This window comes from Methyloversatilis sp. (assembly GCF_030698125.1).
In the GTDB taxonomy this organism is placed as follows: Bacteria; Pseudomonadota; Gammaproteobacteria; order Burkholderiales; family Rhodocyclaceae; genus Methyloversatilis.
Window position 1 is genome coordinate 64313 of record NZ_JAUYNV010000051.1, and the last position, 15531, is coordinate 79843.

Genomic DNA, 15531 nt, shown 5'->3' on the forward strand with positions numbered 1-15531 from the left:
GTTTCGGTTATGTATAGTCAGCCTTCGGCGAAAGATGGCTGCACCCGGCACCCAAAGAGGTCCGGCCTGCAAATGGCCTGCCGCATGAACTGACCGACATTGATACCAATACCTGCGCTCACATTGATCCTGAACTGATACCGACGCTGACGACGACTCAACAAAGCCACTGACTCCAGCACTGAAATCGATACCGACTCCGAGCAAACCATGAACACGAACGCAAGACCCGACCTCCCGACGGAGGCCGAAGCGACGCTGGCCCGGGAAAGCAGCAGGCTGCTCTCCCTGTACCTCAGCAGCCACGAAGAGACCCAGGCAATCCGGGTCGTCGATCAAGGGGGCGAGCACGAAGCGGTGCGCGTTCCGACCGCGGCGTATCGGCTGCTGATCGACATCCTGGCTGAAATGGCGCAGGGCAATGCGGTGAGCCTGATCCCGGTGCACGCGGAGCTGACAACACAAGAGGCGGCCGACATGCTCAATGTCTCCCGTCCGTATCTGGTCAAGTTGCTGGATGGTGGGAGCATTCCCTTCCACAAGGTGGGTACCCACCGGCGCGTGTATTACCAGGATCTGGTGAATTACAAGAACCGCATCGATACGGAACGATTGAAGGCATTGGAGGAACTGACGGCCCAGGCACAAGAATTGAACATGGGCTATTGAAATGACCAGCTTTTCGGTGGTGTATGACGCATGCGTGCTCTATCCGGCACCCCTGCGCGATCTTTTGATGCACCTCGCGATGACCGATCTGTACCGCGCGAAATGGACGCAGCAGATTCACGCCGAATGGATGCGCAATGTATTGGCCAGCCGGCCCGATCTGAAGCCGGAACAACTGGCGCGCACGCGCGAGCTGATGGACAGAAACGTCCGTGACTGTCTGGTGGAAGGTTATGAGTACCTCATACCGGGGTTGGCGCTGCCGGATGAGGACGACCGGCATGTCCTTGCGGCAGCCATTCGCAGTCGCTCAAGCGTGATTGTGACTTTCAATCTGAAAGACTTTCCCGCTGAGGTGCTCGATGAGTACGAAGTGGAGGCGCAGCATCCGGACGAGTTCATCGCGCATCTGATCGATCTGAATCCGGCGTGGGTGCTGGCAGCGGTGGCAAGGCATCGCGCCAGCCTGAAAAATCCGCCGAAGTCCCGGGAAGATTATCTCGACACGCTGCTTCAGCAGGGCTTGCCGGAAACGGTGTCGCAATTGCGACAACGGGCGATTGCCTTCTGACAGGATCCGATTGACTGGTAGATACTTTAAGCATGTCCGCGCTTCTGTGCACTCGCGCGGGACGGCATAACGACCAAAAAGGAAACCCGTGAGCACCCTTCCCCCCTGTCCCCAGTGCAGTTCCGAATTCAGCTACGAAGACGGCACCCTGCTCGTCTGTCCGGAATGCGGCCATGAATGGAGTCGCGATGCCGCTGCGGGTGGCGATGAGCAGCGTGTGTGGAAGGACGCCCACGGCCATCTGTTGCAGGACGGCGACACCGTGTCGCTGATCAAGGATCTGAAGGTGAAAGGCAGTTCCTCGGTGCTGAAGGTGGGAACCAAGGTCAAGAACATCCGCCTGATCGAAGGCGATCACGACATTGACTGCAAGATCGACGGCTTCGGCTCGATGCAACTGAAGTCGGAATTCGTCAAGAAGGCCTGATCGGACGTTTTCCGGCCGGTGCGCCGACCTGATCCTCGCCAACCCGCCGCTATTCAGGCCTTGCTTTCCTTGCCGGTGCCGAGGTCTTACGCCAGTCGTTCGATCCGCGCACTTGCGCTGTTGATGTGACGTTCCAGCGCAGCGATGCAGGGTCGGAATCGCTCGCTGAATCCGTTTTGCGCCATGATCCCGGCGAGGTAGGCGCGTGCCAGCGCCTCGGCCTGACGCCACGTTTCGTTTGCTACGCCTGCGTGAATGACGGCTTCGGGAACCGCGTCGGGCAGGCCACCACCACTGCGCGGTGCGAAGGTCATCGGCGTCATGTCGTAGGCGGGTGCGAGGTCGTACGGACGTCCATACTCGGCAACGAAGGACAGATTGCCGGCATGCATGTCCGAGTTGCCGATCAGCGTGCCGAAGGCCCAGAGCAGACCGGCGCCGGCCGCCGCTTCCGGACGGATATGGCCGGTGGCGGCGAGCCTGGCCGCAATGTCGGGCCAGCCGACCGATGCCTCGCCGACGAACTCTGCATCCAGCGCAGTCAGTGAGAACAGCGCCCGCCGGCCCAGACGGCCGATGCGATCGAAGCGTTCGATCTGTAAGAAGCGCTGACCACCGTGGTCGATCCACTGCGTGGAAGAAGCCGGAACGCCCGCGTCACGCAGCGTTTCAAGCGCGACATGCTCAGCCAGCAGCAGGTCACGCCAGCGCTCGCTGACCGGGCTGTTCTCGGGTTCGCTGAATTTCACGATCACATGCCGGGCCCCGCCGGGTGTCATGGCATAGGCGGTGAATTTCGGTTGTTCCCCCCCCGCTGATGATCCCGGGGTGTCCCCCCGGGCCGCCTCGCACGCCAGTCGGGCATAGGTTTCAGCCTTTTCCGCATCGGGGATGGGCGCCGGAACCGGCATGGCCAGAAACCGGTCGCGCGCCACATCGCCGGGCAGCAGATTGCCGACCAGGTCGTGACCATGCGCCAGCAGCGCCCGCAAGGCATGCGTATCGCTCCAGTCGGCCAGTCGGGCCGGCAGCCCGAGTTCAGCACCATGGCGCGCCGCGTGGGCCCGACCCAGATAGCCCTGCGGGCGCATATCGAAGAGCCACCAGGGCAGACCTTCGCTGTACAGCGTGACGCCGTCGGTCTGGCGCATCACGAATCCTTCTGAACGCACCGGTACAAGCGTGCCCAGCAGCTTGATCCGGCCTTCTGCATCGACCCGGTATATCGCGATGTCCGGCAAGCCACGGGCGGCATCCCTCAGCGCGTAACGAATGGATCGTGCCGCGCCGATGCGCACGATGTCGTCGCCCAGGTCGGTCAGCGCACGCGACATCGTCGGCTGACTGATACCCATGCTTTCAGACAGTTGGCGCGCAGACAGCGGCCCACCGGACAGGCGCAAGCGAATGCTTTCAGCGTGCGGCGACATGCTTTGAATGGATTAATGAATAGATATGTGAATATATATCACGTCTGACCCGAGGCCGTCCTCAGGCCCGTCCCGATGTTTCTCCCACGTCTGTCTGCCGCGCTCGGTGCCGCACCGTTCCCGTTTCTGACTTTCGCGTTTGTGGTTACAGTCGCGCGGGTGCCCGATGGCTGCGCGTGTGCAGGTCAGTCGGCGCACGCCGACCACGACCTGGAACCCCATGCTTGACGACATCAAGAAGACCCTCTGGGCCACCGCCGACAAGCTGCGCGCCAACATGGACGCGGCCGAGTACAAGCACCTCGTGCTCGGCCTCATCTTCGTCAAATACATTTCCGACACCTTCGCCGCGCGCCGCGCCGAACTGGTGCGCCGCTTCGCCGACGACGCCGACGACTACTTCCTGCCCGACAGCACGCCCGCCCTGCTGGCCGAAGAACTCGAAGACCGTGACTACTACCGCGAGGTCAATGTGTTCTGGGTACCCGAAGCCGCGCGCTGGGAAACCATCCGCGCCGCCGCCAAACAGCCCGACATCGGCAAGCGCATCGACGACGCGCTGTCGCTGATCGAAGCGGAGAACCCGAAGCTCAAGGGCATCCTCGACAAGCGCTATGCGCGCGCCCAGTTGCCCGACGGCAAGCTGGGCGAACTGATCGATCTGGTGTCGACCATCGGCTTCGGCACCGACAGCAAAGGCGAACCGGGCGCCGCGCGCGACGTGCTCGGCCAGGTGTACGAGTACTTCCTCGGCCAGTTCGCCAGCGCCGAAGGCAAGAAGGGCGGGCAGTTCTACACGCCGGCCAGCATCGTCAAGACGCTGGTCGCGGTGCTCGCCCCACATCACGGCAAGGTATACGACCCCTGCTGCGGCTCGGGCGGCATGTTCGTGCAGTCGGAGAAATTCATCGAGGCGCACGGCGGCCGGCTGGGCGACGTGTCGATCTACGGGCAGGAATCCAACCCCACCACCTGGCGGCTGGCGGCGATGAACCTCGCCATCCGCGGCATCGACTTCAATCTGGGCAAGGAACCGACCGACACCTTCACCCGCAACCAGCACCCCGACCTGCGCGCCGACTTCATCCTCGCCAACCCGCCGTTCAACATCAGCGACTGGTGGCACGGCAGCCTCGAAGGCGACCCGCGCTGGGAATACGGCAACCCGCCCGCCGGCAACGCCAACTACGCCTGGCTGCAGCACATGCTGTATCACCTGAAGCCCACCGGCCGCGCCGGCATCGTGCTGGCCAACGGCAGCATGAGTTCCAGCCAGAACAGCGAAGGCCAGATCCGCGCCGCCATGGTCGACGCCGACGTGGTCGAAACCATGATTGCGCTGCCCGGCCAGCTCTTCTTCAACACCCAGATTCCCGCCTGCCTGTGGTTCCTCACCCGCCACAAACCGCGCCGCCCCGGCGAAGTGCTGTTCATCGACGCGCGCAAGCAGGGCCGCATGATCAGCCGCGTGCAGGCCGAACTGAACGACGACACCATCGCCCGCATCGCCGCCACCGTCGCCGCCTGGCGCGGTGAAGCCGGCGCCGGCGACTACACGGACGAGCCCGGCTACTGCCGCAGCGTGAAGCTGGCCGAAATCGCCGAACACGGCCACGTGCTCACGCCCGGCCGCTACGTCGGCGCCGAAGCGGTCGAGAACGACGACGAGGCGTTTGCCGACCGCATGCAGGCGCTGACCGAAAAGCTGGGTGAACAGATGGCGAAGGGCGCGGAACTGGACCAGTTGATCCGGCAGAAGCTGGGGGGGCTGGGGTATGAGTTTTGAGTGGCGGAGCACCACAGTTGAAGAACTGATTTCAGAGAACTGCCTTGAGGTCGGAGATGGCTATCGAGCCAAGAACTCAGAGCTATCGAAGTTCGGAATCCCCTTCGCTCGTGCAGGAAATATCAACGACGGATTCCAGTTCCTGGGAGCGGACTGCTTTCCACTGCTTGACTTGTGGCGCGTCGGTAGCAAGGTAAGCCGCCCAGGAGATGTCGTCTTTACATCGAAGGGAACGGTGGGGCGCTTCGCGTTGGTGGAGGCACACAGCCCGCAGTTTGTTTATTCCCCTCAACTTTGTTATTGGCGGTCGCTCGATCCGAACAAGCTCCTTCCTGCCTATTTGTATTACTGGATGAGCAGTAAGGAGTTTCTGCATCAGGTCGGATATCTGAAGGGTCAAACAGATATGGCCGATTACGTCAGTCTGCGAGATCAACGGCGTATGACAGTAAGCGTTCCGCCTCTGAGTTACCAAAAAGAGGTTGTTGAGCGCTTGAAGCCTCTCGACGACCGCATCGCCCTCCTGCGCGAAACCAACGCCACGCTCGAAGCCATCGCGCAGGCGCTGTTCAAGTCGTGGTTCGTCGATTTCGACCCCGTCCGCGCCCGCATGGAAGGCCGCCCCCCGGAAGGCATGGACGACGCCACCGCCGCCCTCTTTCCCGACAGTTTCGAGGAATCGGAACTGGGTTGGGTGCCGAAAGGGTGGAAGCCACGACGGCTCGATTCTTTTATTGAATTTGCTTACGGTAAGGCTCTGAAAGCCGGGGACCGAATTACGGGAGACGTTCCTGTCTATGGATCTGGCGGCGTGACGGGACATCACAATCAGAGCTTGGTGAATGGGCCATCAGTTATCGTCGGCCGCAAAGGAACAGTTGGGAGTTTGTTCTGGGAAGACCGCCCTTTCTTCCCGATTGATACCGTCTTCTTTGTCAGTTCGTCGGAGCCGATGACTTATTGCTATTACCTGCTTGAAACACTTGGCTTGTCAGAGATGAACACAGACGCTGCAGTCCCGGGACTGAACCGTAACAATGTCTACCGACTGAAGGTCCTCGGCCCCAATGCAGGCATAACCGCTGCATTTGATTCCGTCGTGGGTGTGATACGACGCCGAATCTTCAGCAATAACCAGCAAGCCCAAACCCTCGCCACCCTCCGCGACACCCTGCTGCCCCGCCTGATTTCCGGTCAGCTCCGTCTGCCGGAAGCCGAAGCGATGGCGCCTGAAACGGCGTAGCTGCAAACCTTCACTTCGTACCCATTGGGTAGGTCGGGGCTCATGTCGGGCCGACGATTGCGAACTTCGCGTACATGTAGTCGCTGATAGGTATGGAAAATGCCGTTTTCCATACATATCACTGGCTGTTTCCTTGTAACCCATCTTGCATTACGTAGCCGATAAGGCTACAGTCGAAGCCAATGGAGCTACGACTATGTTGATGGAGCTGCTGTTCGGGAGTTATCGCCAGCGGGTGTTGAGCCTGTTGTTGTTGCATCCCGATTCAAGTTATTACGTGCGGGAACTGGCGCGCCTGACCGGCACCAGCGCCGGCACCCTGCACAAGGAATTGACCCGCCTGGCTCAGGCCGGTTTGCTGCTGCGTCAGGAGCAGGGTAACCAGGTGCGTTACCAGGCCAACCGGGCGTGTCCGGTCTTCCCCGAGCTGGCCGGCCTGTTTCGCAAGACCAGCGGCCTGGTGGATGTGCTGGCCGACGCCTTGCAACCCCTGGCTGGCGATATTGCGCTGGCTTTCGTCTTCGGCTCGATGGCGCGTGGCGACGAGCAGCCCGGCAGCGACGTGGATCTGATGCTGATCGGCTCGCCGGCCTTCGCCGATGTCGTGAGAGCCTTGTACCCGGCGCAGGAAACCTTGCAGCGTGAAATCAATCCGGCGATCTACAGCGCTCAGGAAGTTGCCAGGCACATTGCGGCGGGCGAGCCTTTCATCCGCGAGCTTCTCGCCAAACCCAGATTATTCGTGATCGGAACCGAGCATGAACTTGGAAAACTTGCTGGCGATTCACAAGCTGCAAAGCTTTGAAGCGAGCGCGGCTGGCGTGCAACGCCTGCTGGCTGCTGCCAGCCGTAACCTGGCGGATGCCGGGATCGAGGCGCTCAGTTCGGAAAACCGGTTTGTGCGGCCTACAAGGCCGTCATGCAGTGCGCGATGATTGGCTTGTGGGCCAATGGCTACCGTACATCGACCAGCCAGCCCGGCCATCACCAGACCGCCTTGCAGGTATTGCCAAAGACGCTGGGGCTGGAGCGGGACGTAGTGATCGTGCTGGACGCCCTGCGCAAGCAACGCAATTTGAACGACTACGAGGGCGATCCCATCAGCGATAGTGCCGTGACTGAATGCTGCAAGCAGGCCGCTTTCCTGCTTGACCATACGCAGACGTGGTTGCGCAGGAATCGCCCGGAGTTGCTGGCGAGCAAGGCGCAACCGTGACCGAAGACCACCTCGAACAGGAAGTGCTGGGCTGGCTGGCCGACGTCGGCTACACGCCGCTCGACGGCCCGGATCTGGCGCCTGACGGCAGCAGCCCGGAGCGCGGCCACTACCGCGAGGTGGTGCTGGAGGGCTACCGGAAGAAGATCGACAAGACGGTCGATCTGTTCAGCCGCATCAAGAACACCGATCAGGCCGAAGAAGTGGCCACGGTGCTATACGCGGTGCGCAAGCTCAAGCACGAGGCCGTGCAGGAGGTGTCGGAAGAAGACCTCTATCGCTACATCCTCGGCTGGAAGAAGTCGTGGGACCGCGAGGACAAGCGCCGGTCGATCGCCGGGACGATACGCAATCTCGAAATGCGAACTGGATGCGTCTGAAGTACAGCGAGGCGCTGGAAGTCGGGTAAGACGCGCTGCCGTTGCCTCACGCCGCCTGTGTCTTCTTGGCAATGGCTTGGCAAACCCGCTTGCTACCCCAGGTCACCGCAGGGTGGGTGACTGGATCATCAATGTAAACAGTGGGTTGATGTACTTGACCCCTGTTTGGCTCGCCGATCATTTCCGTCTTTTGGCGAAAGCAGCAGTCCTCGCGCCTTGCCGCACACCCTGCCGACCATCCCCATGACGCGGATCAACTGACGTTTTCAGGTTCAAACAGGCTTTAACTGGATCTCTACAATTTAAAGAATGCTTTAATATAAAAAGCGTCGTGTAAAGAATCCATGCCTGTCATGCGCAGCACCGGCACCTGCGTCACCACTTCGACCCTCGGCGAATCCGTGCGGGCCTTCGTGCCGCACGCCTTGCCGCCGCGCGACCCTGCGCTGTCGGTCGACGCGTTTGCTGCGCTGAACCAGGCGGCAGAACATGCGCTCGCGCGCCTGTCCGGCGTGTCGGGGCTGGTACCGTCTGTTGATTGGCTGCTGTACAGCGCGATCCGCAAAGAGGCCTTGCTGACGTCGCAGATCGAAGGCACGCAGGCGACGCTGACCGACCTGTTCGACGACGAAGCCGGTCTTGCGGTGAGCAATACCGACGACGTCGAGGAAGTGACCAACTACCTGCGCGCTTTCCGGCACGTGCGCGACGCGTTGCGCGACCCCGCCGGCCTGCCGCTCAGCGTGCGCCTGCTGCGCGAGGCGCACGGACTGCTGCTCGACGGCGCGCGAGGGCGCGGCAAGCAACCGGGCGAGTTGCGCCGCTCGCAGAACTGGATCGGTGGCACGCGGCCCGGCAACGCGGTCTTCGTGCCGCCGCCGGCCGAGCGGGTAGCGGCGCTGCTGGCCGACTTGGAACGGTTCATCCATGCGCCGGCGCCGGCCGACCTGCCACCTCTGGTCAGGATCGCGCTGGTGCATGCGCAGTTCGAAACCATCCACCCCTTCCTCGACGGCAACGGCCGCATGGGCCGCCTGCTGATCACCGTGCTGATGGAACACTGGCAACTGCTGCCGGAACCGCTGCTCTACCTCAGCGGCTATCTGAAGCGGCATCAGTCCGAGTATTACCGCCGCCTGTCCGGCATACGCACCGACGGCGACTGGGAAGGCTGGATCGCGTTCTTTCTCGAAGGCGTGGCGGTCGCGGCCAGCGCGGCCGAACGCAATATCGTCGCGATCGCGAGTCTCGTGGCCGCCGATCGCCGCCGTCTGCTGGCCGAACCGAAAGCCACGCCGGCGAGCTACCGCCTGTTCGAACGGCTGCCGATGATGCCGCGCTTCACCATCGAGCGCGTGCGCCAGCAACTCGACACGACTTTCCCGACCGCCAATGCGGCGGTGAAGCTGCTCGAAGCGCTGGGCATCGTGGTCGAACTGACCGGCCAGAAGAAAAACCGCAGCTTCAGCTATCAGTCCTATATCGAAATGCTGGCAGACTAGGCTGACTCGAACGGGATGTTCTGACGAAAGAGGCGCTGGAATGCGCCAGACGCTCTGTCTCAAAAGAATAACGAGCAGGCGTAAACCGCTGGAGGCGTTTGAATGACAAGCCGAGGTACGCAATACGCCCTATTCGAATCGGTTGAAGCCATCCCTGTCGAGCAGGCAGCGCCTACCGTCGAAGGCAAGAGGTTCAGCGACTACGTGGTCTATGTGGATGAGAGTGGTGACCACTCTCTGGCCAGCATCGATCAGGAATATCCGGTCTTCGTGCTCGCCTTGTGTGTTTTTCACAAACGTCACTACGCTGAAAAGATTATTCCTGCCGTCGAAAAGCTGAAGTTCAACTACTTTGGCCATGACAGCGTGGTGCTGCATGAGAATGAGATACGCAAGCAGAAAGGGGACTTTGTCTTCCTGAGTCACTACCCGACGCGACAAGAGTTCATGGCACGTCTGTCGTCAATCATGGAAGCAAGCAACTTCATTCTGATTGCCTGCGTGGTGGACAAGAACCGTTTGAGCCGCAATGAGGGCGCTACGTCCAACCCTTATCACATTGCGCTGGGAATCTGCCTGGAGTCCCTGCGCGAGTTCCTGGCCGAAAAAGGACAAGAGCCGTTGCAAACTCACGTCATTGTTGAGTGCAGGGGCCGAAAGGAAGACGCCGAACTTGAGCTGGAATTCAGACGCATTTGCGACGGTGAGAATCCGGGCAACAAGCACTTGCCGTTCGACATTGTCTTTGCTGACAAGAAGACAAATCTGACGGGTTTGCAACTTGCGGATCTTGTCGCGCGCCCCGTGGGACTCAATTACATTCGTCCGACGCAATCCAACCAGGCGTTTGATCTGCTGAAGCAGAAATTCTTCTGCGACGGAGGGCGTACATGTGTCGGTAGCGGCTACGAAGGCATGGGGTTGATGATTTACCCGCCCAGAAAAGCGAAAAGCCCCGGTGAACCCACCGAGGCTGTAGCGCCGACCGGGAACCCCCAATCCACTTAAGACGAAACTTTACAGCAACTTGCCAGCAAATCAAGCGGGCGACTTACCTCCGGATTCACCGACAAGTCTGAGCCCGTGCACAACCCTATTTACCGATGGCGCCCATGACCGAAGACCACCTCGAACAGGAAGTGCTGGGCTGGCTGGCCGACGTCGGTTACACGCCGCTCGACGGCCCGGATCTGGCGCCGGACGGCAGCAGTCCGGAGCGCGGCCACTACCGCGAGGTGGTGCTGGAAGGGCGGCTGCGCAGCGCGATCGCGCGGCTGAACCCGGCGATTCCCGCGCCGGCGCGCGAAGATGCGCTGCGCCAGGTGCTCGATCTGGGCACGCCGGCGCTGCTGGCGGCGAACCGGCTGTTTCACCGGCTGCTCATCGGCGGCGTGCCGGTCGAGTACCAGCAGGAGGGCGACACCCGCGGCGACTTCGTGCGGCTGATCGACTGGGCCGACCCCGCGTGCAACGAGTGGCTGGCCATCCGGCAGTTCACGATCAAGGGGCCGAAGCACACGCGCCGGCCCGACGTGATCCTGTTCGTCAATGGGCTGCCGCTGGTGCTGCTGGAACTGAAGAACCCGGCCGACCAGACCGCCAGCATCTGGAAGGCCTGGGACCAGATCCAGACCTACAAGGCGCAGATCCCGGACGTGTTCCAGTACAACGAACTGCTGCTGATTGCCGACGGCAGCGAGGCGCGGCTGGGTTCGCTGTCGGCCAATGCCGAGCGCTTCATGCAGTGGCGCACCATCGACGGGGACGTGCTCGACCCGCTGGGCCAGTTCAACGAACTTGAAACACTGGTGCGCGGCGTGCTCGCACCGCCGATGCTGCTCGACTATCTGCGCTTCTTCGTGCTGTTCGAAGACGATGGCGGGCTGGTGAAGAAAATCGCCGGCTACCACCAGTTCCACGCGGTGCGCGCGGCGATCCGCCAGGTGGTGGCCGCGTCGCGACCCGACGGCGCGCCGCTCACCCGCGGCAAGGGCGGCGTGGTGTGGCACACCCAGGGTAGCGGCAAGAGCATCACGATGACCTGCTTCGCCGCCCGCGTGATGCAGGACGTGGCGATGGAAAACCCGACCATCGTCGTCATCACCGACCGCAACGACCTCGACGGCCAGCTGTTCGGCGTGTTCTCGCTGGCGCAGGACCTGCTGCGCGAACAGCCGGTGCAGGCGGCCACCCGGCAGGATCTGCGCGCCCGGCTCGGCAACCGCCCGTCCGGCGGCATCGTGTTCGCCACCATCCAGAAATTCATGCCGGGCGAAGACGAAGACAGCTTTCCGGTGCTGTCCGACCGCCACAACATCGTGGTGATCGCCGACGAGGCGCATCGCACGCAGTACGGCTTCGAGGCGAAACTGAAAACGGTGCGACCCGCGCGCGGCGGTTCAGCCGATGCCGCCAATGACGATGGGCCGGCGCTGAAGGTGGCCCAGCCGGAGGCTGAGTACGTCACCCGCTATCAGGTCGGCTATGCGCAGCATCTGCGCGATGCGCTGCCCAACGCCACCTTCGTCGCCTTCACGGGCACGCCGGTATCGAGCGAAGACCGCGATACGCGCGCCGTGTTCGGCGACTACATCCACATCTACGACATGCAGCAGGCGCGCGAAGACGGCGCGACGGTCGCGATCTACTTCGAATCGCGGCTGGCCCGGCTGTCGCTGAAGCAGGAGGACCTGCCGCAGATCGACGACGAGGTCGACGAACTGGCCGAAGACGAGGAAGAAAGCCAGCAGGCGAAACTCAAAAGCCGCTGGGCCGCGCTCGAAAAGGTGGTCGGCGCCGAACCGCGCATCGCCCGCGTGGCGGCCGATCTGGTCGCGCACTTCGAGGAACGCAGCAAGGCACAGTCCGGCAAGGCCATGGTCGTGGCGATGAGCCGCGAAATCTGCGTGCATCTGTACGACGCCATCGTGGCGCTGCGCCCGGACTGGCACGACGACGACGCGGAAAAGGGCGCGATCAAGATCGTCATGACCGGCTCGGCGTCGGACCGAGCGCTGCTGCAGCCGCATATATATAGCGCCAAGGTGAAGAAGCGGCTGGAGAAGCGTTTCAAGGCGCCGGGTGATCCGCTGCGCCTGGTCATCGTGCGCGACATGTGGCTCACCGGTTTCGACGCGCCGTGCATGCACACGCTGTACATCGACAAGCCGATGAAGGGCCACAACCTGATGCAGGCGATCGCCCGCGTCAATCGGGTATTCAAGGACAAGCAGGGCGGGCTGGTGGTCGATTACATCGGCATCGCCAACGAACTGAAAAGCGCGCTGAAGGAATACACCGCCAGCAATGGCCGCGGCCGGCCGACGGTCGATGTCGCCGAAGCCTATGCGCTGCTGGCGGAAAAGCTCGACGTGCTGCGTGCGCTGCTGCACGGCTGCGACTGGAGCGATTTCCTGACCGCCAGCCACAAGCGCCTGGCCGGTGCAGCCAACCACGTGCTCGGCCAGCCGGATGGCAAGAAGCGCTTCGCCGACAATGCGCTGGCCATGAGCCAGGCTTTTTCGCTGTGCTGTACGCTGGACGAGGCGAAGGCCGTGCGCGAGGAAGTGGCGTTCCTGCAGGCGGTCAAGGTCATCCTGACCAAGCGCGACATCACACAGCAGAAGCGCACCGACGATGAGCGCGAACTGGCCATCCGCCAGATCATCAGTTCGGCGGTCGTGTCCGAAGACGTGGTCGATGTATTCAATGCCGTCGGGCTGGACAAGCCGAACATCGGCATTCTCGACGACGACTTCCTCGCCGATGTGCGCAATCTACCGGAACGCAATCTGGCGGTCGAACTGCTCGACCGGTTGTTGCAGGGCGAAATCAAGTCACGCTTCGGCAGCAACGTGGTGCAGGAAAGGAAGTTTTCCGAACTGCTCGCCAACGTCATCACGCGCTACCAGAACCGCGCCATCGAAACCGCCCAGGTGATCGAAGAGCTGATCGCGATGGCGAAGAAATTCCGCGCGGCGGCCAGTCGTGGCGAGGAAATGGGTCTGAGCGAAGACGAAGTGCGCTTCTACGACGCGCTGGCCGACAACGAATCAGCGGTGCGCGAACTCAGCGACGACATCCTGAAGAAGATCGCCCAGGAACTGACCGACAGCCTGCGCCGGAACCTGACGGTCGACTGGTCGGAACGCGAAAGCGTGCGCGCAAAGCTGCGCCTGATGGTGAAGCGCATCCTGCGCAAGTACCGCTACCCGCCGGATGAGCAGGAGAAGGCGGTGGAACTGGTGCTCCAGCAGGCGCAGGCACTGGGCGAGGCCTGGTCGGCGTGAGTGGCGCGACCTTGTCTGTTGCTGCCTTGCCTTCGCCTTGTCTGGCGCGCCCGCGCTGCAACTGCCCGCGATCGCTTCTTAGCCCCCTTCCACGTGCGCGACATGACTGATCAACCCAGCGGCGAATTCCTGCTGTTCGAGAGCGACGATGGCAAGACGCGCGTGGAATGCCGCTTCACGGCCGACACACTCTGGCTGACACAGGCGCTTATGGCGGAACTGTTCCAGAAGGACGTTCGCACGATCAATGAGCATCTTCGGAACATCTACGACGAGGGCGAGCTTGTGTCCGAGGCAACTATCCGGAAGTTCCGGATAGTTCGATCCGAAGGCAGTCGTGAGGTCAGCCGCAACATCGACCACTACAGCCTCGATGCCATTCTCGCCGTCGGCTATCGGGTGCGTTCGGCACGCGGCACGCAGTTCCGTCGCTGGGCGACCGAGCGGCTCAGCGAGTATCTGGTCAAGGGCTTCACGCTCGATGACGAGAGATTGAAGAATCCACCCGTCGCCGATTCGGGCGCACCGGACCGCTTCGACGAACTGCTCGAACGCATCCGCGACATCCGCGCCAGCGAGCGGCGCATGTATCTGCGGGTGCGGGAGATTTTCGCGATGGCGGCGGATTACTCGCCGTCACTGGCGGAAACGACAAAGTTCTTCCAGATCATCCAGAACAAGCTGCACTTCGCGGTGACCGGCAAGACGGCGGCTCAGCTGATAGTCGAACGCGCCGACAGCAGCCTGCCGAACATGGGCCTTACCAGTTCGAAATCAGGCAGTCGGACGTAACGGTGGCGAAGAACTACCTGCGCGAGCACGAGATCGACGAGCTGAACCGTATTGTCGTCATGTGGCTGGACTTCGCCGACGACCAGGCGCGGCGGCGCAAGGACATCTTTCTGAAGGACTGGGAAGACAAGCTCGATGCCTTCCTGCGTTTCAACGACCGCAATGTCCTGCCGGATGCCGGCAAGGTGTCGAAACAGCAGGCCGACGCACGCGCGCAAGTGGAGTACGAACGTTTCGCCGCGCAGCGCCGCGCACTGCTCGAAGCCGAAGGCGCCGAGCACAACGTGAACATGCTGGAAGAGGCGGCCAAGGCACTGCCTGCACCGTACCCCCGGTCGAGGAAAAAGACATGAACAAACCATTCTCGCTGCGCATCTTCGTCGCCGACGGCGACCCGGACGGACTGCGCGTGGTGGAGCGTTCGAACTGGATCGGCAAGGCGTTGATGTTTCCGCGCGCTCTGCTGCCCCAGGTGAAGCAGCGCGATGAACTGAAGCAGACCGGTGTCTATCTGCTGCTCGGTCCGCGTGAGGATGGCGAGGGAGAGCTGCTCTACATCGGCGAAGGCGACCCGGTGCGCCCGCGGCTCGAAAGTCACTATGTACAGAAGGACTTCTGGACTCGCGCCATCTGCTTCATCGCGGCGCCGGGGCAGCTCAACAAGGCGCACGTGCAGTTTCTCGAAGCCCACCTGATCCGCCTGGCGAAAGCGGCTCGCCGCGTACCACTGGACAACGCGACCCAGCCCCTCGAATCCAGTCTGTCGGAAGCGGACCGGGCAGACATGATGGTGTTTCTGGAGAACATGCTGGAGATGCTGCCGGTGATGGGCGTTCATGCGTTTGAATCGAGCCCCGCGCCGATAGGCAGGAAAGAGGTGCTGCTGACCTGCAATGCCAAAGGCGTTCTGGCGACCGGGTTCGAGTCCAGCCAGGGCTTCGTCGTGAAGGCGGGTTCCCAGGCGGTGGTCGCAGTGACCCCGAGTTTTCAGCAGATGCGCCGGTCGAGCGATCTGCGCCGGGAGCTGATCGAGAACGGCGCGCTCGCTCGTGAAGGCGATGCGTACCGCTTCACCCAGGACTATGTATTCAGCTCGCCATCATCCGCGTCAGACATGGTGCTCGGAACGTGTTCCAACGGCCGACTGATGTGGAAGGACGTGCAGGGCCGGACCTTGAAGGAGTGGCAGGCCGAACAGGCGTCGGTCTGATCGGGGTGGGGCGCCG

The 15531-nt window shown here is 62.1% G+C and carries 13 protein-coding genes and 1 pseudogene; 13 read left to right on the top strand and 1 reads right to left on the bottom strand.

Annotated features, from left to right (window positions below; translation table 11 throughout):
• Window positions 1-210: 210 nt before the first annotated feature.
• From Q8Q80_RS16825 to Q8Q80_RS16835, 3 genes are all read left to right on the top strand, one after another.
• Window positions 211-669 (top strand): helix-turn-helix domain-containing protein, encoded by a 459-nt coding sequence (locus Q8Q80_RS16825; RefSeq protein WP_305634023.1) that lies wholly within the window; start codon window positions 211-213, stop codon window positions 667-669.
• 1 nt (window position 670) lies between these two features.
• Entirely contained in the window at window positions 671-1240 is a 570-nt protein-coding gene (locus tag Q8Q80_RS16830) for a PIN domain-containing protein (RefSeq protein ID WP_305634024.1), read from the top strand.
• Window positions 1241-1328: 88 nt separating this feature from the next.
• Entirely contained in the window at window positions 1329-1667 is a 339-nt protein-coding gene (locus tag Q8Q80_RS16835; RefSeq protein ID WP_305634025.1) for a zinc ribbon domain-containing protein YjdM, read from the top strand.
• Window positions 1668-1753: 86 nt separating this feature from the next.
• Here Q8Q80_RS16835 and yjjJ read toward each other — a convergent pair whose 3' ends face one another.
• On the bottom strand, window positions 1754-3097 hold the full coding sequence (yjjJ, locus tag Q8Q80_RS16840; RefSeq protein WP_305634026.1) for a type II toxin-antitoxin system HipA family toxin YjjJ: 1344 nt from the start codon (window positions 3095-3097) through the stop codon (window positions 1754-1756).
• 220 nt (window positions 3098-3317) lie between these two features.
• Between yjjJ and Q8Q80_RS16845 the strand changes: the two genes are divergently transcribed.
• The 10 genes and pseudogenes from Q8Q80_RS16845 to Q8Q80_RS16890 all read left to right on the top strand — a co-directional run bounded on the left by Q8Q80_RS16845 (window position 3318) and on the right by Q8Q80_RS16890 (window position 15515).
• Window positions 3318-4883, top strand: a complete 1566-nt coding sequence (locus Q8Q80_RS16845) for a class I SAM-dependent DNA methyltransferase (protein ID WP_305634027.1) — start codon at window positions 3318-3320, stop codon at window positions 4881-4883.
• On the top strand, window positions 4873-6126 hold the full coding sequence (locus Q8Q80_RS16850) for a restriction endonuclease subunit S (RefSeq protein WP_305634028.1): 1254 nt from the start codon (window positions 4873-4875) through the stop codon (window positions 6124-6126). The genes Q8Q80_RS16845 and Q8Q80_RS16850 overlap by 11 nt, the downstream gene beginning before the upstream one ends.
• Window positions 6127-6328: 202 nt before the next feature.
• Window positions 6329-6931, top strand: a complete 603-nt coding sequence (locus tag Q8Q80_RS16855) for a nucleotidyltransferase domain-containing protein (protein WP_305634029.1) — start codon at window positions 6329-6331, stop codon at window positions 6929-6931.
• Between the two features lie 126 nt (window positions 6932-7057).
• Window positions 7058-7342, top strand: coding sequence for a hypothetical protein (locus Q8Q80_RS16860; RefSeq protein ID WP_305634030.1), 285 nt, complete (start codon window positions 7058-7060; stop codon window positions 7340-7342).
• Window positions 7339-7722 carry a hypothetical protein gene (locus Q8Q80_RS16865; RefSeq protein ID WP_305634031.1) on the top strand — a complete coding sequence of 128 codons (384 nt, stop codon included), beginning with the start codon at window positions 7339-7341 and terminating at the stop codon, window positions 7720-7722. The genes Q8Q80_RS16860 and Q8Q80_RS16865 overlap by 4 nt, the downstream gene beginning before the upstream one ends.
• A gap of 344 nt (window positions 7723-8066) precedes the next feature.
• The gene (locus tag Q8Q80_RS16870) at window positions 8067-9224 is read left to right on the top strand and encodes a Fic family protein (RefSeq protein ID WP_305634032.1); all 1158 of its coding nucleotides are present in this window, start codon (window positions 8067-8069) and stop codon (window positions 9222-9224) included.
• A gap of 102 nt (window positions 9225-9326) precedes the next feature.
• Window positions 9327-10232, top strand: a complete 906-nt coding sequence (locus Q8Q80_RS16875) for a DUF3800 domain-containing protein (RefSeq protein WP_305634033.1) — start codon at window positions 9327-9329, stop codon at window positions 10230-10232.
• Between the two features lie 104 nt (window positions 10233-10336).
• Entirely contained in the window at window positions 10337-13513 is a 3177-nt protein-coding gene (locus tag Q8Q80_RS16880; RefSeq protein ID WP_305634034.1) for a type I restriction endonuclease subunit R, read from the top strand.
• 210 nt (window positions 13514-13723) lie between these two features.
• Window positions 13724-14658 (top strand): annotated as a pseudogene (locus Q8Q80_RS16885) (virulence RhuM family protein).
• Entirely contained in the window at window positions 14655-15515 is an 861-nt protein-coding gene (locus tag Q8Q80_RS16890; protein ID WP_305634035.1) for a GIY-YIG nuclease family protein, read from the top strand. The pseudogene Q8Q80_RS16885 and the gene Q8Q80_RS16890 overlap by 4 nt, the downstream one beginning before the upstream one ends.
• The last annotated feature ends 16 nt before the right edge of the window (window positions 15516-15531 follow it).